The sequence below is a fragment of the Streptomyces sp. NPDC052701 genome, assembly GCF_040678355.1.
Taxonomy (GTDB): domain Bacteria; phylum Actinomycetota; class Actinomycetes; order Streptomycetales; family Streptomycetaceae; genus Streptomyces.
This window is the reverse complement of sequence record NZ_JBFATO010000015.1, coordinates 18,436-38,962: the sequence shown is the minus strand read 5'-3', so window position 1 is coordinate 38,962 and position 20,527 is coordinate 18,436. Positions and strand designations below refer to the sequence as shown.

At 70.9% G+C, this 20,527-nt stretch carries 19 protein-coding genes and 1 pseudogene; 2 read left to right on the top strand and 18 right to left on the bottom strand.

What is annotated here, in order from left to right; translation table 11 throughout:
* Positions 1-441 precede the first annotated feature (441 nt).
* From AB0L29_RS18815 to AB0L29_RS18765, 11 genes are all read right to left on the bottom strand, one after another.
* Positions 442-3,291, bottom strand: coding sequence for a DEAD/DEAH box helicase (locus AB0L29_RS18815; RefSeq protein WP_365828462.1), 2,850 nt, complete (start codon positions 3,289-3,291; stop codon positions 442-444).
* A 187-nt stretch (positions 3,292-3,478) separates the two neighbouring features.
* Entirely contained in the window at positions 3,479-4,423 is a 945-nt protein-coding gene (gene tatC, locus AB0L29_RS18810) for a twin-arginine translocase subunit TatC (protein WP_365828460.1), read from the bottom strand.
* Positions 4,424-4,470: 47 nt separating this feature from the next.
* Positions 4,471-4,752, bottom strand: a complete 282-nt coding sequence (tatA, locus tag AB0L29_RS18805; protein ID WP_365828458.1) for a Sec-independent protein translocase subunit TatA — start codon at positions 4,750-4,752, stop codon at positions 4,471-4,473.
* 259 nt (positions 4,753-5,011) lie between these two features.
* The gene (locus AB0L29_RS18800) at positions 5,012-5,206 is read right to left on the bottom strand and encodes a hypothetical protein (protein ID WP_365828456.1); all 195 of its coding nucleotides are present in this window, start codon (positions 5,204-5,206) and stop codon (positions 5,012-5,014) included.
* A gap of 41 nt (positions 5,207-5,247) precedes the next feature.
* Positions 5,248-5,541, bottom strand: coding sequence for a hypothetical protein (locus AB0L29_RS18795; protein ID WP_365828454.1), 294 nt, complete (start codon positions 5,539-5,541; stop codon positions 5,248-5,250).
* Between the two features lie 120 nt (positions 5,542-5,661).
* Entirely contained in the window at positions 5,662-6,714 is a 1,053-nt protein-coding gene (locus tag AB0L29_RS18790; RefSeq protein WP_365828452.1) for a WYL domain-containing protein, read from the bottom strand.
* Positions 6,715-6,732: 18 nt separating this feature from the next.
* Entirely contained in the window at positions 6,733-7,686 is a 954-nt protein-coding gene (locus tag AB0L29_RS18785) for a WYL domain-containing protein (protein ID WP_365828450.1), read from the bottom strand.
* Between the two features lie 203 nt (positions 7,687-7,889).
* Positions 7,890-8,261, bottom strand: coding sequence for an FKBP-type peptidyl-prolyl cis-trans isomerase (locus AB0L29_RS18780; RefSeq protein ID WP_365828448.1), 372 nt, complete (start codon positions 8,259-8,261; stop codon positions 7,890-7,892).
* A 60-nt stretch (positions 8,262-8,321) separates the two neighbouring features.
* The gene (locus tag AB0L29_RS18775) at positions 8,322-9,323 is read right to left on the bottom strand and encodes an FKBP-type peptidyl-prolyl cis-trans isomerase (RefSeq protein ID WP_365828446.1); all 1,002 of its coding nucleotides are present in this window, start codon (positions 9,321-9,323) and stop codon (positions 8,322-8,324) included.
* A gap of 130 nt (positions 9,324-9,453) precedes the next feature.
* Entirely contained in the window at positions 9,454-10,815 is a 1,362-nt protein-coding gene (gene pafA / locus AB0L29_RS18770) for a Pup--protein ligase (RefSeq protein ID WP_365828444.1), read from the bottom strand.
* 9 nt (positions 10,816-10,824) lie between these two features.
* Complete coding sequence (locus AB0L29_RS18765; protein ID WP_365828442.1) at positions 10,825-12,084, bottom strand: MFS transporter; 1,260 nt, start codon at positions 12,082-12,084, stop codon at positions 10,825-10,827.
* Positions 12,085-12,203: 119 nt separating this feature from the next.
* Here AB0L29_RS18765 and AB0L29_RS18760 point away from each other — a divergent pair, with 119 nt between their 5' ends.
* Positions 12,204-13,238, top strand: a complete 1,035-nt coding sequence (locus AB0L29_RS18760) for a LacI family DNA-binding transcriptional regulator (protein WP_365828440.1) — start codon at positions 12,204-12,206, stop codon at positions 13,236-13,238.
* Positions 13,239-13,320: 82 nt separating this feature from the next.
* Here AB0L29_RS18760 and prcA read toward each other — a convergent pair whose 3' ends face one another.
* The 6 genes and pseudogenes from prcA to arc form a co-directional block, all read right to left on the bottom strand.
* Positions 13,321-14,067, bottom strand: a complete 747-nt coding sequence (prcA, locus tag AB0L29_RS18755; protein ID WP_365828438.1) for a proteasome subunit alpha — start codon at positions 14,065-14,067, stop codon at positions 13,321-13,323.
* 60 nt (positions 14,068-14,127) lie between these two features.
* On the bottom strand, positions 14,128-14,928 hold the full coding sequence (gene prcB / locus AB0L29_RS18750) for a proteasome subunit beta (protein ID WP_365828701.1): 801 nt from the start codon (positions 14,926-14,928) through the stop codon (positions 14,128-14,130).
* A pseudogene (locus AB0L29_RS18745) lies at positions 14,925-15,002 on the bottom strand (recombination endonuclease VII); the annotation flags it as partial. The gene prcB and the pseudogene AB0L29_RS18745, both read right to left, overlap by 4 nt.
* A gap of 317 nt (positions 15,003-15,319) precedes the next feature.
* A complete protein-coding gene (locus AB0L29_RS18740; RefSeq protein WP_365828436.1) occupies positions 15,320-15,538 on the bottom strand; it encodes a ubiquitin-like protein Pup in 219 nt (72 codons plus the stop codon).
* Positions 15,539-15,706: 168 nt separating this feature from the next.
* Entirely contained in the window at positions 15,707-17,218 is a 1,512-nt protein-coding gene (gene dop, locus AB0L29_RS18735) for a depupylase/deamidase Dop (protein ID WP_365828434.1), read from the bottom strand.
* Positions 17,219-17,452: 234 nt separating this feature from the next.
* Positions 17,453-19,219: a proteasome ATPase gene (gene arc / locus AB0L29_RS18730; RefSeq protein WP_365828432.1), complete on the bottom strand. Its 1,767-nt coding sequence runs from the start codon at positions 19,217-19,219 to the stop codon at positions 17,453-17,455.
* A gap of 244 nt (positions 19,220-19,463) precedes the next feature.
* On the opposite strand from arc, the gene AB0L29_RS18725 reads away from it, so the two are divergent.
* Positions 19,464-19,769, top strand: a complete 306-nt coding sequence (locus tag AB0L29_RS18725; RefSeq protein WP_365828430.1) for a ferredoxin — start codon at positions 19,464-19,466, stop codon at positions 19,767-19,769.
* A 56-nt stretch (positions 19,770-19,825) separates the two neighbouring features.
* Here the strand turns inward: AB0L29_RS18725 and AB0L29_RS18720 are convergent, their stop codons facing one another.
* Complete coding sequence (locus AB0L29_RS18720) at positions 19,826-20,410, bottom strand: hypothetical protein (RefSeq protein WP_365828428.1); 585 nt, start codon at positions 20,408-20,410, stop codon at positions 19,826-19,828.
* Positions 20,411-20,527 lie beyond the last annotated feature (117 nt).

The following is a 20,527-nucleotide window of genomic DNA, read 5'->3' as shown; positions in this document are numbered from 1 at the left end:
CATTCGCACACACCGTGTGACGACGTACGTGCGTGCGAAAACCACTCACCGTGACGGGTGAACGAGAGGCGCCTGCCCGGCGGGACTCCGCACACAGCCTGCCCACGCGGCCCGCCCACGATGCCTGCTGAACCGAACCGGGTGGGCGCGCCCGGGCACGTGCGAGACGCGGCACGGCGTCGGTCACCGTGCCGCGCCGGCCGGGCCGGGGAAACGGGAACACGGCGGCGGGCCGGGGGGCCCCGCCGGGGGTGGGGGCAAGGGCGGGCCGGTCGGGGCGGAGGCGTCGCGCCTCCCGGCGGAAGGTTTCGGCGCCCCCCGCGCGATGTCACCGAGCGGCGTGCAGCCGGAAGGGCCGAAGGCGCGAGGGCGTACCGGCGTGCGCCGCCGCCGTGCGGGCGCGGGCGGCCCCGGGCAGCCCGCGCCCTCCGGGCGGCGGCCTCACCCCACCGACGAGTAGGCCACGACTCCCCGCAGCAGCCCGTCGACCGCCTTGCGCGCGTTCTTCACCACCGTGGACCCCTCGGGCGCCGCCGCCTGGATCTGGCCCAGGACGTCGATCACCTGCTTGCACCACCGCACGAAGTCGCCCGCCGGCATCTCCGCCTCGCGCAGGACCTCGTCGAGCCCTTTGCCGGAAGCCCACATGTACGCGGCCCAGGCGAATCCGAGGTCGGGTTCGCGCTGGCCGACCCCCTCGGTCTGCGTGATCCGGAACTCCTCCTCCAGAGCGTCCAGGCGCCCCCAGATCCTCACCATCTCCCCGAGGGCGGCCTTGGCCCCGCCCGAGGGCAGCTTCGGCGCCAGCGCGTCGTCACCGACCCGCGCCTCGTACACCAGCGCCGAGACGCACGCGGCGAGTTCGGCCGGGGAGAGCCCCTCCCAGACGCCCGCGCGCAGGCATTCGCTGGCGAGCAGGTCGAGTTCGCCATACAACCGCGCGAGCCGCTTGCCGTGCTCGGTGACCTCGTCGCCGCGCAGGTAGTCCAGCTCGGTCAGCAACGCCACGATCCGGTCGAACGTGCGGGCGATGGTGTTGGTGCGGCCCTCGATCCGCCGCTCCAGCTGCGAGGTGTCCCGCAGCAGCCGGTGGTACCGCTCGGCCCACCGGGCGTGGTCCTCCCGGTCGTCGCACCCGTGGCAGGGGTGCGCGCGGATCGCCTTGCGCAGCCGGGCGATCTCACGGTCGTCGGCCGCCTGGGAACGCCGCTTGCGGTGCCGCTCGGGCTCGATGTGCGCGGCCTTGGTGCGCAGCGCGGAGGCGAGGTCCCGGCGGGACTGCGGTGAGCGCGGGTTGAAGGACTTCGGGATCCGCATCCGCTCCAACGGCTCGACCGGCACCGGGAAGTCGATGGACGCCAGCCGCTTGACCTGCCGCTCGGCGGTGAGCACCAGCGGGCGCGGCCCGTCGTGGTGCTCGAAGCCGCGGTGCCCGTTGGACCGCCCGGCGGGCAGGCCGGGGTCCAGCACCAGCGCCAGCCCCGCGTACTTGCCGGTGGGCACGTGGATGACGTCACCGGGCCTGAGCTTCTCCAAGGCGACGGCGGCCTCCGCGCGGCGCTGCGCCTGCCCCTGCCGCGCCAGCTCGGTCTCCCGGTCCTTCAGCTCGCGGCGCAGCCGCGCGTACTCCTCGAAGTCCCCCAGGTGGCAGGTCATCGAGGCCCGGTAGCCCGCCAGCCCCTCCTCGTTGCGCTGCACCTGCCGGGAGATCCCGACGACCGACTTGTCGGCCTGGAACTGGGCGAAGGAGGTCTCCAGCAGCTCGCGCGACCGGTGCCGCCCGAACTGCTCCACCAGGTTGACCGCCATGTTGTACGACGGCTTGAAGCTGGACCGCAGCGGGTACGTGCGCGTGCCGGCCAGTCCCGCGAGGTGCTCGGGGTTCATGCCGCGCTGCCACAGCACCACGGCGTGGCCCTCGACGTCGATGCCCCGCCGGCCGGCCCGCCCGGTCAGCTGCGTGAACTCGCCGGGGGTGATGTCGGCGTGCTGCTCGCCGTTCCACTTGACGAGTTTCTCCAGCACCACCGAGCGGGCGGGCATGTTGATGCCGAGCGCGAGGGTCTCGGTGGCGAAGACCGCCTTGACCAGGCCGCGGACGAACAGCTCCTCGACGACCTCCTTGAAGGTCGGCAGCATGCCCGCGTGGTGGGCGGCGATGCCTCGCTCCAAGCCCTCCAGCCACTCGTAGTAGCCCAGGACGTGCAGGTCTTCGCGGGGGATGGAGGCGGTGCGCTCCTCGACCAGTGCCCGCACCCGCTCCCGGGCCTCTTCGTCGTTCAGCCGCAGGCCCGCGTACAGGCACTGCTGGACGGCGGCCTCGCAGGCGGCGCGGCTGAAGATGAACGTGATCGCGGGCAGCAGGCCCTCGGCGTCCAGCCGCTCGATGACCTCGGGCCGGCTCGGCGTCCACACCCGGGACCGCTGCCTGCGCTCGCGCTCCCGGTCCGCCTCGCGCAGGGCACGGCCGCGCCGGCGGTCCTGGAACGACGGCCGGCTCGCCTCCATACGGGCCATCCGCGTCAGGTCGGGGTTGACCGCCTTCTTGTGGCCCTCGCCCTCCTCGAACAGGTCGTACATCCGGCGCCCGGCCAGCACGTGCTGGAACAGCGGCACGGGCCGGTGCTCGGAGACGATCACCTCGGTGTCGCCGCGGACGGTGTCGAGCCAGTCCCCGAACTCCTCGGCGTTCGACACGGTCGCCGACAGGGAGACCAGGGTCACCGACTCGGGGAGGTGGATGATCACTTCCTCCCACACGGCGCCCCGGAAGCGGTCGGAGAGGTAGTGCACCTCGTCCATGACCACGTAGCCGAGGCCCAGCAGGGTCTGCGAACCGGCGTAGAGCATGTTCCGCAGCACCTCGGTGGTCATCACGACCACCGGGGCGTCGGAGTTGACGCTGTTGTCGCCGGTGAGCAGGCCCACCCTGTCCGTGCCGTAGCGCCGGCACAGGTCGGCGTACTTCTGGTTCGACAGCGCCTTGATGGGGGTCGTGTAGAAGCACTTCCTGCCCTGCTGGAGGGCGAGGTGGACGGCGAACTCGCCCACGATCGTCTTGCCGGAGCCGGTGGGCGCGGCGACCAGCACGCCCTTCCCCGCCTCGAGCGCCTGGCAGGCCTCGATCTGGAAGGGGTCGAGGCCGAAGTCGTACATCTCGCGGAAGGAGGCGAGCGCGGTGGCCTGCTCGGCAGCGCGCCTGCGTGCTGCCGCGTACCGCTCGGCCGGTGAGAGGTCCTCTGTCATCGTGCTTTCGAGCGTACCGGGCCGCACCGACAACAGGACGATCATTATCCGGATCCGCGCCCGTCGCCCCCGGAACCCTCCCAGCTCAGGGCCGGGCGCGCCGCGCGGGCGCCCGTGACGCGCGAGCGGCCGGGCGCGCCGCACGGGCGCCCGGCCGCGGCCCGCGGCGGGGCCGGCGAAGAAGGGTGGCCCGCCCGGTCACGCGATGGTCCCGCGGGCCGCTTCCCGGTCCTCAGGTCACGTCGTCATAACCGTTGACCCGGTCCCTGGTGGCCTGCTCGGGCAGCGCGCCGCTGGTCGATACGGGCTCGATCTCGCCGATGTCCTCGGGCGTGAGGTCCAGCTCGGAGGCCTCGTCGTCGGCGGGCCCCAGGGCTTCGCGGCGGCGTGCGCGCCGGTCGTTGAGGAGTGCGACGAGCACGGCGGCGAAGTAGAGGATCCAGATCGGCCCGGCGAGCGCCAGCATGGTCAGCGGGTCCGTGCTCGGCGTGGCGACGGCCGCGAAGACGGTGATGCCCATGATCATGCCGCGCCACCAGCCGAGCATGCGCTTGCCGGAGATGGCCCCGGTGAAGTTGAGCATGACCAGCAGCAGGGGCAGCTCGAAGGAGAGGCCGAAGACGATCACCATGCGCGTGACGAGGTCGAGCAGGTCGTCGAGCGGCAGCAGGTTGTCCACGCCGAACGGCGTGAACTCGATGAGGACCTTCGCCGTGGCGGGCAGCACCTTGTAGGCGAAGAAGGCACCGATGAGGAAGAGCGGGAAGCCCGTGGCGACGAACGCGTAGGCGTACTTCTTCTCGTGCCTGTGCAGGCCCGGGGCGACGAACGCCCACAGCTGGTAGAGCCAGATGGGCGCGGCCAGGACGACACCGGCCATCAGGGAGACCTTCAGCGCCAGTGTGAAGGGGGTGAGCAGGCCGTTGATCGTGATCTGCGCGCACGGCTTGGTGTCGGACTTGGCCAGTTCCTCGAACGACTGGGAACAGCCGACCGACTCCAGGACCGGCTTGGTGAAGAAGTTGATGATGTCGTTGTAGAAGAAGGCGGCCACGACGGTGACGACGACAATGGCCAGAACGGCCTTCGCAAGCCGGTTGCGGAGCTCACGCAGGTGTTCCGCGAGGGGCATCCGCCCCTCGGGATCCTTCTCCTTCTTGCGGGCAGACTTCAGCAACCCACGTTCCCATCTCGTGCGGCGGGCCGGAGGTCACCGGCCCTGCGTCAGCGCTTGGTCGTGTCCGTCGGCTCGGTGACCGGGCGGGAGCTGGTCACGTCGCCGGGAGCGGCCTGGATGACACGCTGCGCGGGCTGCTCGTCGGTCTTGTGCGGCGGGTCGGCCGGCGCGGGGGACTTGTCGTCCTCCTTCATCGCCTTGGCCTCGCTCTTCAGGATGCGGGCGGACTTGCCGAGCGAGCGGGCCATGTCCGGAAGCTTCTTCGCGCCGAAGAGCAGAATGATGACGACGAGGATCAGAATGATCTCGGTAGGTCCGAGCCGTCCCATAAGTCTTTACCTTCTCACCGAGGCGGGTGGGTGGGGGGCTGCCCGACCGGTCGGACGTGCGTCCGAACGACCGTGCCGGCAGCGATCGTAACGCTCGGGGGTGAACCTCCGGCAATCCCCGTGCGTACTCCCGGCTCGCGGTCCGAGCCTCGTTTTCCGGGCCGCGATCAGCAGCGTACCTGTCGGAAGCGGCAAGTCGACAGGACGAAGCGGCCGAAGCGCCTCCGGCACGTGACTCGCGGGCCACGCCCGGCGCACCTCACAGCGTGTCCACGGAGCGGGCCGCGCTCTGTGCCGCCCGCTCCAGGTCCTCGGCGGCCCGGCTGATGCGGCGCGCGGAGTCGCCGACCTGTCTGCCCAGGCGCTGGGCCTCCAGGAAGACCCGTACGGCGAACACCCCGAGCACCACGAGACCCAGAAAACCCACGGCAACCGCGAACATCGGCCAGAACATGACGTCGAGCCTAGACCGTTTTGGGCAGTGCCCACGCCGTCCTACACCGTCGAGTGCAGCCGCAGCGTCCTGACCCCGCCCCCGGTGAGCAGTTCGACGATCCGCTCCCCCGCCGGCTTGCGGACGGCGACGCCGCACTCGGGGCAGGTGAAGGAGTAGAACGTCGTACGGCTCGTGGCGCCGATGGCGAGGCGCAGTGCGCTCGCGGCGAGCTCGAAGCGCCCGCGGCAGTCCGGGCAGCCGGCCCTGAACACCACCGGGGCCACGCTTCTCATCCCGGCGAACGCGGACGCCACCGTCATGCCCCGCGCACCAGACATCGCCGACTCGCTCACAGCCCTCGCTCCCCTTCTTCCGGTCGTTCGGCTCCGGGGCGCCCCGGCCGGGGAGGACCGTGCCCGGCCCCGCGGGCCCCGGCGCCCTCGCCCTCCGAGACACCGGCGCGCCCGCCGGGCTCACTCGTGTCTGTCGTCCTGCCCGTCCCGCGCCGCGCGCACGGTGTGCGCCCGCTGTGCCTCGGCCGCCTCGAACCCGTCGTACGCCGCCAGCGCCTCGCGGGCCGCCCGCCGGGCGCTGTCGGCGAGCTCGGGCGGCGAGACGATCCGGCCGTCGCGCCCCAGCCGCAGCGCCAGGCGCCTGAGCGACGCCGGGTCCGGCGTCCGCAGAGTGATGCGCAGTCCGCCGTCGGGAAGCTCATCGGCACTGTCGTGCGGGTAGTACTCGGCGACCCAGCGGCCGCCCGGGCCGACCTCGACGACGACCTCGGGATCCTCGGCCGCGGGCTGCACCAGCGCTTCCGACAGGTCGCGCAGCTCGATCTCCGGGGGCGCGGACGGCTCGTCGAGGATCTTGATCTCGGCGACCCGGTCGAGCCGGAAGGTGCGGCGCGCCTCGGAGCGGCGGCACCAGGCCTCGACGTAGGTGTGGCCGATGCTGACCAGGCGGATGGGGTCGATCTCGCGCTCGGTCACCTCGTCGCGCGCGGGCGAGTAGTAGCGGATCCACAGCCGGCGGCGCTCGGAGATCGCCCGGTCGACGTCCGCGAAGACACCGCCCTCGGACTCGAAGGTCACCGACAGCCGGGAGCTGGCGCCCGCCGCCTCGCCGGCCGCGGCCTCCACCTTCGCGGTGGCCCGCAGCAGGGCCTGCCGGTCGCTCTCGCGCAGGCCGGGCAGGGTCGCCACGGCACGGGCGGCGACCAGCAGGGCGGTGGCCTCGTCGGCGGCGAGCCTGAGCGGCTCGGCCGCCTCCGCCCCGAGGGCGGCGGGGTTGTGCCACCAGATGCGCTCGCCGTCGGTGTCGATGTCCAGCAGGTCGCCGCCGCGGAAGCTGGTGCCGCACATGGGCAGCACGTCGAGGTCGGAGACGAGCTCGTCCTCCGTGATGCCGAAGGCGCGCGCCACGTCCGCGACCCGGGCCCCGGGGCGCTCCCTGAGGTACGTCACCAGGGAGAGCATCCGCCGGGTCTGGTCGATGGCGTTCACGGGCCTGACCGGTTTGCCTGCCACTGTCTGCTCCGCTCCCCCTCAGCCCTTGGCCACGGCACGCAGCCGGTCCACCACGTCGGCCCGCAGTTCCGCCGGCTCCAGGACCACCACGTCCGGCCCGAACTCCACCAGCCAGGCGTCCAGGCCGTGCCCGTACGGGATCTCCAACTCGTCCCAGTCGCCGTCGAGTTCCCGCACCGAGGTGGCCTTCGCCCGAAGGGGGTACCCCGCGCCGGAACGCAGCCGGATCCGCGCGGAACGGTCGGCGGTCTCCCCGGCCCAGCTCGCGACGGTCTCGCGCACGGTGACGACGTCCGGCACCGGGGCGGTGAACCGGCCGCCGCGCGAGCGCACCCTGCCGGTGATCCGGGACAGCCTGAACACCCGCTCGGCGCCCCGGTCGCGGTCCCAGCCCGCCAGGTACCAGTGGCCGCGCCAGCACTCCAGCGCCCACGGCTCGACGTGCCGGGGCTCGGGCTGGGCGGCGTTGGCCTTGCGGTAGTCGAAGACGACCGGGCGGCGGTCGCGGCAGGCCAGCATCAGCGGCTCGAAGGCGGCCTCGTGCACGGGGATGCGCGGCTCCAGCGCCCCGTGGGCCCCGTAGGGGTCGACGTCCTCGGGCAGTCCGGCCGCGCGCAGCTTCTGCAGGGCGCCGCTGGCCGCGCCGGCCAGCCGGGCCTGCTGCCACACCTTGGCGGCGAGCCCGAGCGCGGCGGCCTCCTCGGCGTCGAGGGTGATGGGCGGGAGGCGGTTGCTGTCGCGGCGGGCCAGGTAGCCGACCTCGCCGTCCAGGCTCTCGACGGTCTCGATGACCAGGCCGAGCTCCCGCAGGTCGTCCTTGTCGCGCTCGAACATCCGGTTGAAGGAGTCGTCGGACCCCGCCTCGAGGTAGGCCTCGATGGACTCGCGCAGCTCGCGCTTGCTGAGCGGCCGCCGCGTCCCGAGCAGACACAGCGCCAGGTTCATCAGCCGCTCGGCCTTGGCAATGGCCATCGACGCCCTTCGCCTCCCTATGGTGCTTACGAACGACGACCGTACCGCCCCGCGGCGGCGGGGCAAAAGCCGAGGGCCCACGCCCGGACAGGCGTGGGCCCCAGGTGATCGGCTCCGGTCGGATCCCGTACCGAGGACGTCCGGCGACCGGAGCGTCTTCCTTCCGGCGACCGGTCGTCGACCGGACCCCGGCCGGTCGTCCGTCAGACGCCGAGCAGGTCGACCACGAAGATCAGGGTCTCGCCCGGCTTGATGGCCGGGGTCGGGCTCTGGTTGCCGTAGGCGAGGTGGGCGGGGATGGTCAGCTGGCGGCGGCCGCCGACCTTCATGCCCTGTACGCCCAGGTCCCAGCCCTTGATGACCCGGCCGGCGCCCAGCGGGAACCGGAAGGGAGTGCCCCGGTTCCAGCTGGCGTCGAACTCCTCGCCCGTGCTGAAGGCGACACCCACGTAGTGGACGGTGACGGTCTGACCCTCCTGAGCGACCGGGCCGTCGCCTTCCCAGATGTCCTTGATCTCGAGGTCCGCCGGGGGCTCGCCGCCCGGGAAGTCGATCTCGGGCTTGTCGATGCTCACGTCTCTGGCTCCTGCTTGTCTACGGAAAGGCGAACACGCACAGTCTTACATCCCCAAGGATCACATCTTGGCCAGGATGTCGACCGAGAAGACCAGCGTGGAGTCCTTCTTGATGGGACTGCCCTGCGGCGGGTTGTCGCCGTAGCCCAGCTCCGGCGGGACGACGATGAGGACCCGGCTGCCGACCTTCTTGCCGGTCAGGCCCTGCGCCCAGCCCTTGACGACCTGCTGGAGCGAGAAGGACGTCAGCTGCCCCCGGCCGTACGTCGAGTCGAACTCCTTGCCGCCGTCCCACAGGACGCCCTTGTACTGCACGAGGACGCTGTCCTGGGCGCCGACCTTTTCGCCGTCCCCCTCGATCACGTAGTTCGCCACGAGCTTCTTCGGGGCGCCGGCCTCGGGGACCTCGATGGCGGGCGCCTTGCCGTCGGTGTTGGTGCCGACCCTGGGCAGGCCGGTGTCGTCCTGGGCGACCTCGGTGCCCTTGGCGGAGCTCTTGGCGCTGAAGGTGTCCTTCACGTCGACCACGAACACCAGGGTGTCGGTGCCCTTGATGCCCGCCTGCTGGTTGCCCTGCTTGCCGTAGCCCCAGGTGGGCGGGACGGCCATCTCGACGCGGCTGCCGGTCTTCTTGCCGGTCAGGCCGTACCGCCAGCCGTCGATGATGCTCCCCTGGGCGAGCTGGATGACCAGGCGGGTCTTGCGGTCGTAGGAGTTGTCGAAGACCTTGCCGGTGTCCCAGACCTGGCCGAGGTAGTGGGCCAGGACGAAGTCGTTCTCGGCGACCGTCTTGCCGCCGCCCGCGATGAGCGTCTTCACCGCCAGCTGCTTCGACGGGTCCCCGCTGCCCTTGGCGACCGTCGGCTTCTCGTCGAACCCGGTGCCCGCCGTGATCGCCGGCAGCGGACCGTCGACGATCTTCGGCGGCGGCGCGGCGGACGTGGCCGGCGCCGAGGGCGACGCGCTGTCGCTGGCCTTGCTCGAGTCGGACTCCTCGTCGCCGCATGCGGCGAGCGTGACCAGTCCAGCGGGTACGGCAATCAGGAGGGAGCGTCGGCGCACGGTGGGGGCCTCGTAATCGGTCGATCTTGTTGATGGCGTGCGCGCAACTCTACGGCGTGAGAAGGGCGCCGCACCGGTAACGTGCGGCGCCCGTGTTGCGTTCCGGCCGTTGCCCTCGGAACGCGTCCGCTCACATTCCGGCGATCAGCTTCTCCACCCGGTCGTCCACGGAGCGGAACGGGTCCTTGCACAACACCGTGCGCTGTGCCTGGTCGTTGAGCTTGAGGTGGACCCAGTCGACGGTGAAGTCCCGGCGCTGTTCCTGGGCCCGCCGGATGAAGTCGCCGCGCAGCCGGGCCCGGGTGGTCTGCGGCGGGACGGACTTGCCCTCGAAGATCTTCAGGTCGTTGCAGACCCGGGTGGCCTGCCCCTTCTTCTCGAGCAGGTAGTACAGGCCACGGCGGCGGTGGATGTCGTGGTAGGCGAGGTCTATCTGCGCGACCCGCGGATGCGACATGGTCATGTTGTGCTTGGCCCGGTACCGCTCGATGAGCTTGTACTTCATGACCCAGTCGATCTCGGTGCCGATGCGGTCGAGGTCCTCGGCCTCGATCGCGTCCAGCGTGCGGCCCCACAGCTCCAGCACGCGCTCGACGGTGCCGGTGCGGATGCCGCGGCGCTCGCAGAAGTCCAGCGCCTTCTCGTAGTACTCGCGCTGCACCTCCAGGGCGGAGGCTTCGCGGCCGCTGGCCAGGCGGACCTTGCGGCGGCCGGTGATGTCGTGGCTGACCTCGCGGATCGCCCGGATGGGGTTCTCCAGGGTGAGGTCCCGCATCACCGTGCCCGCCTCGATCATGCGGAGCACCAGGTCGGTGGCGCCGACCTTGAGCAGGTTGGTGGTCTCGGACATGTTCGAGTCGCCCACGATGACGTGCAGGCGGCGGTAGCGCTCGGCGTCCGCGTGCGGCTCGTCGCGCGTGTTGATGATGGGCCGGGAGCGGGTCGTCGCCGAGGAGACGCCCTCCCAGATGTGCTCGGCCCGCTGGCTGACGCAGTACACGGCGCCGCGCGGCGTCTGCAGCACCTTGCCGGCGCCGCACAGCAACTGCCTGGTCACCAGGAACGGAATGAGGATGTCCGCGAGCCGCGAGAACTCCCCGTGCCGGGCCACCAGATAGTTCTCGTGACACCCGTAGGAGTTGCCCGCCGAGTCGGTGTTGTTCTTGAAGAGGTAGACGTCGCCCGCGATTCCCTCCTCGTGCAGGCGTCGCTCCGCGTCTACCAGGAGTCCTTCCAGAATGCGCTCGCCGGCCTTGTCGTGGGTGACCAGTTCGATCACGTTGTCACATTCGGGTGTGGCGTATTCCGGATGTGACCCCACGTCGAGATAGAGGCGGGCGCCGTTTCGCAGAAAGACATTGCTGCTGCGGCCCCATGACACGACACGGCGGAAGAGGTACCGCGCCACCTCGTCAGGCGACAGGCGGCGCTGTCCCCTGAACGTGCACGTGACGCCGTACTCGTTCTCCAGCCCGAAAATGCGGCGGTCCATGAGGGAACATTACGCCTGATCCTGCGTGCTGAAACGGGGTTCGGCAGCACGGTTTGGATCATTTTCCGAACCGGTCGCAATCACCGCTGTCCCGGCGGGAACCGCCAGTACCCGTCCCGTGGCCGTCAAAACCAGCAGCGACACGCCTCCCGCGGCCCACGGCACGGCGAATCCCCACAGGGGCCCGCCCGCCTCGACGACGGGCCCGGCGACACCCGTTCCGACGGACGCCCCCACGGTGAACGTCGTCACCAGCCAGGAGAACGCCTCGGTGACCGTGCCGCGCGGCGCGTGCCGGTCGACCAGCACGAACGCGCAGGCGATGGACGGCGCGAGGAAGACGCCGGAGAGCACGGTCAGGCCCACCATGGCGACCGCTCCCGGCATGAGCATCAGCGGCAGGTAACACACCGCCAGAAGGGCCACCAGGACCTGCAGTCGCCGGGCCGGCTCACCGGCCCACTGCCGGGCCCCGTAGAACGTGCCGCCGATGAGCGCGCCGAACCCCAGGGCGGCCATCAGCCACCCGTACACCGCGTCACCGCCGTGCTCGTCCGCGTACGGCACCGCGGCGACCGTGATGGAGCCCAGCGCCATCCCGATGAAGAGGAACGCCCCCAGCAGCGCCAGCAGTCCCGGCGAGCGAAGGGCCCCCAGCCAGTGCGCCTCGCGCGGCGCCGACCGCCACGCGCGCGAGGGCGGCGAGACGACCACGCACAGGGCCCCGAGGATCCCCACGGCGTTCAGGACGAGGAGCGCGGCCTGGGCCGACCACAGGGACACGCACAGGGTCACCAGCAGCGGTCCGACGGTGAACATCACCTCCTGGGCCACGGCGTCCATGGCGTACGCCGTGTGCACCTGGTCCTCCCTGCGCAGGACGGAGGGCCACAGCGCCCGCAGCCCGCCCTCCAGGGGCGGTGTGAAGAGCCCGGCGGCGGCCACGGCCGCGTAGGCCGGCGGGAGCGGCTCGATGCCGGCGAAGGCGAAGGCGACCATCGCCAGGCCCGAGAGCACCGCCGCGGGCAGCTGCACACGCGGCTGCCCGTGCAGGTCGACGAGCCGCCCCAGGACGGGCTGCCCCACGGCGTTGGCGACGCCGTACACGGCCGCGAGACCTCCCGCCAGGCTGTACGTCCCGCCCTCCGCGCGCACGAACAGCACGATCGCGATGGCCGCCGTGGCGTTGGGCAGCCGCCCCACCAGTGTGCCGACGAGCAGCCGGGCGGCGTGCCGCGCCCGGAGTACCTCCAGATAACCCGTGGCCATCTCCGCCCTCCACTCACCCGCGGCGCCGACCGGCCCCCCGAGGGGTTTTACGTATAACTAGTTCTCTCATACGTACCATGGCCGCTGTTCACGAGTCCATACGAAGGAGCGGCCCGACGGTGGCACGAGGCAGCACACGCCCCACGAGCCGGGACGTCGCCCGGGCCGCCGGCGTCTCCCAGGCAGCGGTCTCCCTGGTGCTCGGCGGCAAGTGGCGCGGCCGCGTCTCGGAGGCCACGGCACAGCGCGTCCGCGACGCCGCCCGCGACCTCGGCTACCGCCCGAACCTGGCGGCCCGCAACCTGCGCCTGGGCCGCACCCGCACCGTCCTCCTCGTCGTCCCGGCCCTGACCACGGAGTTCTTCGCCGGCGTCTACACGGGCGCCGCCCGGGTCGCCGCCGAGAACGGCTTCGGCGTGGTCCTCTACCCCTCCCCCGAGGGCATCGGCCCGGCCAGGGACCCCTTCGCCTCCGCCCAGGCCGCCCTGGACGGCGTGATCGCCTCCTCCATGGCCGCCGACGCGCTGAGCGCGATCCGCGGCGACCAGCTCCCGCTGGTGATGCTGGACAGCGACCCCGAGGGCAGCACCGGCGCGGCGACGGTGAACCTCGACATCGCGGACGGCATACGACAGGTGGCCGAGCACCTGCTGGCCCTCGGCCACCGCCGCTTCCTCCACCTGGCGGCGGACGTCGCCTCCTGGACCTTCGAGGTGCGCGCCCGGGAACTGGCGGACCGGATCGGCCGGGTCCCGGGCACGTCCCTGCGCACGGCCAGGGCGCCCATCTCCATCGAGGGCGCCGTGGCGGCCACGGAGAGCGCCCTGCGCGCGTCCGGCCCCCGCCCGACCGCGCTGGTCTGCGACGACGACAAGCTCGCGGCCGGCGCGTACAAGGCCGCCCGCCGCCTGGGCCTGCGCATCCCCGACGACCTCTCCGTCACCGGCCTGGACGACCTCGCCCTGTCCACGGCCATCGACCCCGAGCTGACCACGGTGCGCCTGGACGCGGAGCTCTTCGGCGAGCGGGGCATGCGGGCGCTCCTGGCGGTCCTGGAGGGCCGCGAGCCCGACGGTGGCGACATCCCGGTGCACCTGGTGGTACGGGGCTCCACGGCACCGCCCGGCGGGCGGGAGCCCGACGACAGGGCCTAGGAGGCGGCCCGGACGCGCCGCGCGCCCCGACCGGGGACCGGTCGGGGCGCGCGGCGGGGCGGCCGCGGGCCGCGGCCGAGCGCTACTCGTCGTCTCCCGGGGCCTCCGCCTCCGACGCGGTCGACGCGCCGCCCGCCTCCAGGAGACGCGACAGCTGCCGGCTGGTGATGCGCTTGAACTTGCGCTTCTGGGGCCGCGTACGGTCCAGCACCGCCACCTCCAGCCGCTCCGCGGGGATCTCCCGCTCACTGCCGTTGGTGTCGCGCGACAGGGCCTGCACGGCCAGCTTCAGCGCCTCCGCCAGCGTCATGCCGTCCCGGTGCCGCTGGTCCAGGTAGCTGCTGATCTGCTCCGCGTTGCCGCCCACCGCCACCGAGCCGTGCTCGTCCACGATGGACCCGTCGTGCGGCAGCCGGTAGATCTGGTCCTGGTCGGGCGTCTCCCCGACCTCGGCGACGACCAGCTCCACCTCGTACGGCTTCTCACCGACGCTGGAGAAGATCGTGCCGAGCGTCTGGGCGTAGACGTTGGCGAGACCGCGGGCGGTCACGTCGTTCCGGTCGTAGGTGTAACCCCGCAGGTCGGCGTAGCGCACGCCGCCGATCCGCAGGTTCTCGTACTCGTTGTACTTGCCGGCGGCCGCGAAGCCGATCCGGTCGTAGATCTCGCTGAACTTGTGCAGCGCGCGGGACGGGTTCTCGCCGACGAACACGATGCCGTCGGCGTACTGCAGCACGACCAGGCTGCGACCGCGGGCGATGCCCTTGCGGGCGTACTCCGCCCGGTCGGCCATGGCCTGCTGGGGTGAGACATAGAACGGCGTCGACACCGGTTATCCGTCCCTTTCTGTGGAAGTCACTGGATCACCTGACAACAAAGCGCTCGCCGCCTACAGCAGCGCGGCCCGCGGACCGTCGGGCTGCTCCAGACGCCGCTCCAGGACGGACCGGGCGATCTGGGACGCCTCGTCCTCGGAGAGCCGGCGGAAGCCGTCCTCGGTGATCACGGTGACGATCGGATAGATCCGGCGGGCGACATCGGGACCGCCGGTCGCCGAGTCGTCGTCTGCCGCGTCGTACAGGGCCTGGACCACGAGTGTCGTGGCCTCGGACTCGCTCAGGTCGTCCCGGAAGAGCTTCTTCATGGCGCCGCGCGCGAAGATCGAGCCGGAGCCCGTCGCCGCGTAGCCGTGCTCCTCGGAGCGGCCGCCCGTCACGTCGTAGGAGAAGATGCGCCCCTTGTCGCGGTCCACGTCGTAGCCCGCGAACAGGGGCACCACGGCGAGGCCCTGCATGGCCATGCCGAGGTTGGAACGGATCATGGTCGACAGCCGGTTGGCCTTGCCCTCCAGGGACAGCTGCTCGCCCTCGACCTTCTCGAAGTGCTCCAGCTCCAGCTGGAACAGCTTCACCATCTCCACGGCCAGGCCCGCCGTGCCGGCGATGCCCACCGCCGAGTACTCGTCGGCCGGGAAGACCTTCTCGATGTCCCGCTGCGCGATGACGTTGCCCATGGTGGCCCGCCGGTCACCGGCGAGCACGACACCGCCGGGGAACGTCACGGCCACGATCGTGGTGCCGTGCGGCGCCTCGACCGCCCCCTGGAGGGGCGGCAAGGTGCGCCTGCCCGGCAGCAGTTCGGGCTGGTGCTCCGACAGGAAGTCCATGAAGGAGGAAGACCCTGGCGTCAGGAAGGCAGCTGGTAGACGCCCGGTGCTACGAGTGTTGGCTTCCACGCGATTCCTTCCACGTATGCGGCAGCCCGCCCTGTGACGTCGGGCCGATCCTTGGAACTGCCCCAGCGGACGAGACGGCTGGAGCACGCTACGGCAGGGACCCTACCCGCCTTCCGGCGGTGATCCACACCCCCGGCGAAAGCGACGGTCCGGACGGGGCCGCAGCTTTCGTCCCGGGGCTCTCGCGGCGCCCGGCCGCAGCGGTGCCGTGTCCGCGGTCAACGGCGGACAACCGCTACGCGAAGGCCGCGCGCGGCACGGTCCCACCGCACCGCGCGCAGCGTCCCGTCGTCGTCCGCCCGTCCGTCACCGGCCCGCCCGCCTTCCGGACGAAGGCGGGAGCGGGCTACTGGCCGCCCTTCTGGACGAAGGAGCGCACGAAGTCCTCCGCGTTCTCCTCGAGCACGTCGTCGATCTCGTCGAGGACGGAGTCCACGTCGTCCGAGAGCTTCTCGTGCCGCTCCTTGAGGTCCTCCGAAGCCTGCGCCTCCGGCGCCTGCTCCTCGGTCTCCTCGGTGGACCGGGTGGCCTTCTGCTGTCCGCCGCCGGTGTCCTTGGTCGCCATCACCCTCACCCCGCTCGGTTCGCCCGACACAGTTGCTCGGTCAAGATCAGACCCTACAAGCCGGGTCTGACAACGGTCCCGCAGTTGCTCCAACGTACGGGGACCACCTCGATGATTCCCGGACCCGGGATTTTCCACCCTGCCCGGCTGCTTCGCCCGGGTACCCGCTCAGCCGCTCGACAGGACCCTGACCAGGTCCTCCGCGGTACGGCAGCGGTCCAGGAGCTCCTTGACGTGATTACGCGTTCCGCGAAGCGGTTCCAGGGTTGGAACGCGTTGCAGGGAGTCCCGGCCCGGAAGATCGAAGATCACCGAGTCCCAGGAGGCCGCCGCGACGTCGTCGGCGTACTGCTCCAGGCAGCGCCCGCGGAAGTACGCGCGCGTGTCCTCGGGCGGCTTCGTACGGGCCCGTTCGACCTCGGCCTCGTCCAGCAGCCGTTTCATGCGTCCGCGGGCCGCCAGACGGTTGTACAGGCCCTTCTCGGGGCGCACGTCGGCGTACTGGAGGTCGACCAGGTGCAGCCGCGCCGCGTCCCAGTCCAGGTCGTCGCGGCGCCGGTAGCCCTCCATGAGCTCCCGCTTGGCGACCCAGTCCAGCTCGCCGGCCAGGCTCATCGGGTCGTTCTCCAGACGGGTGAGGGTGTCCTCCCAGCGGGCCAGGACGTCCTTGGTCTGCTCGTCGGCGTCCGCCCCGAAGCGCTCCTCCACGTACTTGCGCGCCAGCTCGTAGTACTCCATCTGGAGCTGGACCGCGGTGAGCGTGCGGCCACTGCGGAGGGTGACCAGACGCGTCAGCGACGGGTCGTGCGAGACCTGGTGGAGGGTGCGCACCGGCTGGTCGACGGCCAGGTCGACGGCGATGAAGCCGTCCTCGATCATCGACAGCACCAGGGCGGTCGTGCCCAGCTTGAGGTACGTCGAGATCTCCGACAGGTTCGCGTCGCCGATGATCACGTGCAGCCGCCGGTACTTCTCGGCGTCCGCGTGCGGCTCGTCGCGGGTGTTGATGATCGGGCGCTTGAGCGTGGTCTCCAGGCCGACCTCGACCTCGAAGTAGTCCGCGCGCTGGCTGAGCTGGAAGCCGTGCTCGTGTCCGTCCTGGCCGATGCCGACGCGGCCCGCTCCGGCGAAGACCTGGCGGGAGACGAAGAACGGCGTCAGGTGGCGCACGATGTCCGAGAAGGGGGTCTCCCGCTTCATCAGGTAGTTCTCGTGCGTGCCGTAGGACGCGCCCTTGTTGTCGGTGTTGTTCTTGTACAGGTGGATCGGTTGGGCACCGGGGAGCTGGGCGGCCCGTTCCGCGGCCTCCGCCATGATCCGCTCGCCGGCCTTGTCCCACAGGACGGCGTCGCGCGGATTGGTGACCTCGGGCGCGCTGTACTCGGGGTGCGCGTGGTCGACGTAGAGCCGTGCACCGTTGGTGAGGATCACATTGGCCAGGCCGATGTCCTCGTCGGTGAGCTGGCTGGCGTCGGCGGCCTCCCGGGCGAGGTCGAAGCCCCGGGCGTCCCGCAGCGGATTCTCCTCCTCGAAGTCCCAGCGGGCCCGGCGGGCCCGGTGCATCGCCGCCGCGTAGGCGTTGACGATCTGGGACGAGGTGAGCATGGCATTGGCGTTGGGGTGACCGGGGACGGAGATCCCGTACTCCGTCTCGATGCCCATTACTCGCCGTACGGTCATGCGGCCCTCCTTGCCCGGCGGCGCCCTCGGTCGTGGACGCCGCTCAGATACCGCTGGCGCTCGGTTGCGTGTGCGGTGCCCGTCCCCGCACTGCGCGACTCGGCGGTACGGAAGAGCCTAGAACGCCTTTGCACTGGTGGGGAGATCATTTGCGTCATTGCCTTGCTCCAGCCGTGGCCCCGAAAACAGCCGACTGCGGGTACCCACTGAGGGCACCCGCAGCCGCCCTGTCTTTTACAGGTACTGACCGGTGTTCGCCACCGTGTCGATGGAGCGTCCGGTGTCCGTGCCCTGCTTTCCGGTGATGAGGGTGCGGATGTACACGATCCGCTCGCCCTTCTTGCCGGAGATCCGGGCCCAGTCGTCCGGGTTGGTGGTGTTCGGCAGGTCCTCGTTCTCCTTGAACTCGTCCACGCAGGCCTGGAGGAGGTGGGAGACCCTGAGTCCCTTCTGGTTCTTCTCGAGGAAGTCCTTGATCGCCATCTTCTTGGCGCGGCCCACGATGTTCTCGATCATGGCACCGGAATTGAAGTCCTTGAAATAGAGAACTTCCTTGTCGCCGTTTGCGTAGGTGACCTCCAGGAAGCGGTTCTCCTCGGATTCCGCGTACATGTGTTCCACGGCCGTCTGGATCATCGCCTGGACGCACGCGCCCTTGTCGCCGCCGTGCTCCGCGAGGTCCTCCGCGTGCAGCGGAAGGCGCTCGGTGAGGTACTTCCCGAAGATGTCCTTGGCCGCCTCGGCGTCCGGACGCTCGATCTTGATCTTCACGTCGAGCCGGCCGGGGCGCAGGATCGCGGGGTCGATCATGTCCTCGCGGTTGGAGGCACCGATCACGACCACGTTCTGCAGGCCCTCCACACCGTCGATCTCGGCGAGCAGCTGCGGGACGATGGTGTTCTCCACGTCCGAGCTGACACCGGAGCCGCGGGTGCGGAAGAGGGACTCCATCTCGTCGAAGAAGACGATGACGGGTGTGCCCTCGCTGGCCTTCTCACGGGCCCGCTGGAAGACCAGGCGGATCTGCCGCTCGGTCTCGCCGACGTACTTGTTCAGCAGCTCGGGGCCCTTGATGTTCAGGAAGAAGCTCTTGCCGGCGGCCTGGCCGGTCACCTCGGCGACCTTCTTGGCCAGCGAGTTGGCCACCGCCTTGGCGATCAGGGTCTTGCCGCATCCGGGGGGCCCGTACAGCAGGACACCCTTGGGCGGCCGCAGTTCGTGCTCCTTGAACAGGTCCGGGTACAGGTACGGGAGCTCGACCGCGTCGCGGATCATCTCGATCTGGTTGCCGAGGCCACCGATCTGCTCGTAGCCGATGTCGGGGACCTCTTCGAGGACGAGCTCCTCGACCTCGCTCTTCGGCACGACCTCGTAGACGTAGCCGGAGCGGGGCTCCAGCAGGAGGGCGTCGCCGGGGCGGATGGTGACGTCCAGCAGCGGCTCGGCGAGCCGCACCACCCGCTCCTCGTCGGTGTGCCCGAGCACCAGGGCCCGCTCACCGTCCTCGAGGATCTCCTTGAGGGTGACGATGTCACCGACGCGCTCGAACTCCATGGCCTCGACCACGTTGAGCGCCTCGTTGAGCATCACTTCCTGGCCGCGCCGCAGCTCGTCGAGCTCGACGCTCGGGCTGACGTTCACCCGCAGCTTGCGGCCGCCGGTGAAGATGTCGGCCGTGCCGTCCTCGTTCGCCGCGAGGAACACCCCGAAGCCCGCCGGGGGCTGCGCGAGCCGGTCGACCTCCTCCTTGAGGGCCACGATCTGGTCGCGGGCCTCACGGAGCGTGTTGGCGAGTCGTTCGTTCTGGGCGGACACGCCGGCCAGGTTGGTCTGCAGCTCGACGATCCGCTCTTCGAGAATCCTCGTGTGTCGCGGAGAGTCGGCGAGCTTGCGTCGCAGGACGGCGATCTCCTGCTCAAGGTAAGCGATCTGCCCGGCCGGGTCGTCGGACCCGCGTCCCGGGCGGATGCCGCGGTTCATGTCGTCGTCGTGGGCTGCCACGGTCCTCACCTCCTCCAAGGGGAGCTGGACGCTTCCAGACCCTACCTGGGCGGGTGTCGATTGAAACCCCTAGATCACAAAGACGGTCGGGGTGTGTCCGATCTTCACCCTTGCGCTCTCCCTCACGCCAGGGGAATACCCAGCGAACATGATTGGAACCCAGTCGGAGGTAGGGTCGAAGCGTTCAACACCCGCCAGAGCTGGCCGGATTCCCGTACGGCTCGGCGCAGAAACGGCAGGAGAGATGAGCGTGCAGCAGGAGGCCGGGGCGGGCGGAGAGGCGCTGGAGGTCTGGATCGACCAGGACCTGTGCACCGGCGACGGCATCTGCGCCCAGTACGCGCCCGAGGTGTTCGAGCTGGACATCGACGGCCTGGCCTACGTGAAGGGCGCGGACGACGAGCTGCTCCAGGACAGGGGGGCGGCAACGCCCGTGCCCCTCCCGCTCCTCACGGACGTGGTCGACTCCGCGAAGGAGTGCCCGGGCGAGTGCATCCACGTGCGCCGCGTTCTGGACAAGGTCGAGGTCTACGGCCCTGACGCCGGGTGACCAATTCGCCACACATCGTCACCTTTGTCTGATTTATCACATTCCGGGCGTGCGCCTCACGCGCTGCGGGCCCCGGCCGGCGTGGAGCGTACGAACGCACCGTTCTCCCAACGCCACTTCACGTCACTGCTGACGTCGGGACAGCAACGGGGCACGTCGGCCGACGAGTAGCCCAGCAGCGTGGCGGCCACGGCACCGTCGCGGACGGCGAAGTCGCCGACGGTCGTGCCGTCCCGGGGGTCGGCCAGGGTGGCCACCACGCGCGGCCTGCCGTCGTCGAGGGCGCGCGTGAGGACGTACACGCCGTCCGGCGGGGTGCCCATGGGGGCGTCGCAGTGCACCACGGCGACCGTCTCGGGCCGGCCGTCGCCGTCGAGGTCCCCGGAGGCCTTCTTCTTCACCACGGCCTCGACCGGGCCGCACTCGAGCGGGAACGCGACGTGTGCCGGGTCCGGCGCCGCGAGGCCGGCCGGGGCCGGGGCGCTCTTCGTGCCGGGGCCGGCCGCCTGGGCCGCCGTCGCCGCGCCGGGTTGCAGGACCGAGGACAGGGCCACGACGGCGGCGACGGCCGTCGCGGTGGCGAGCCAGTGGATCGGGCGGGTGTGCGCGTGGGCGAGCTCCGGGACGGCGGAAGGCTGCACTAGGAGGGTCTCCTGTGAGGGCTGTGCCGGTGGGATGGCCAGCATCGTGCCACACGTCACAGTGCGGGGGAACGGCGGGGGTGTGAACTTCCCGCGTCCGGGAACCTGTGCCGGTCG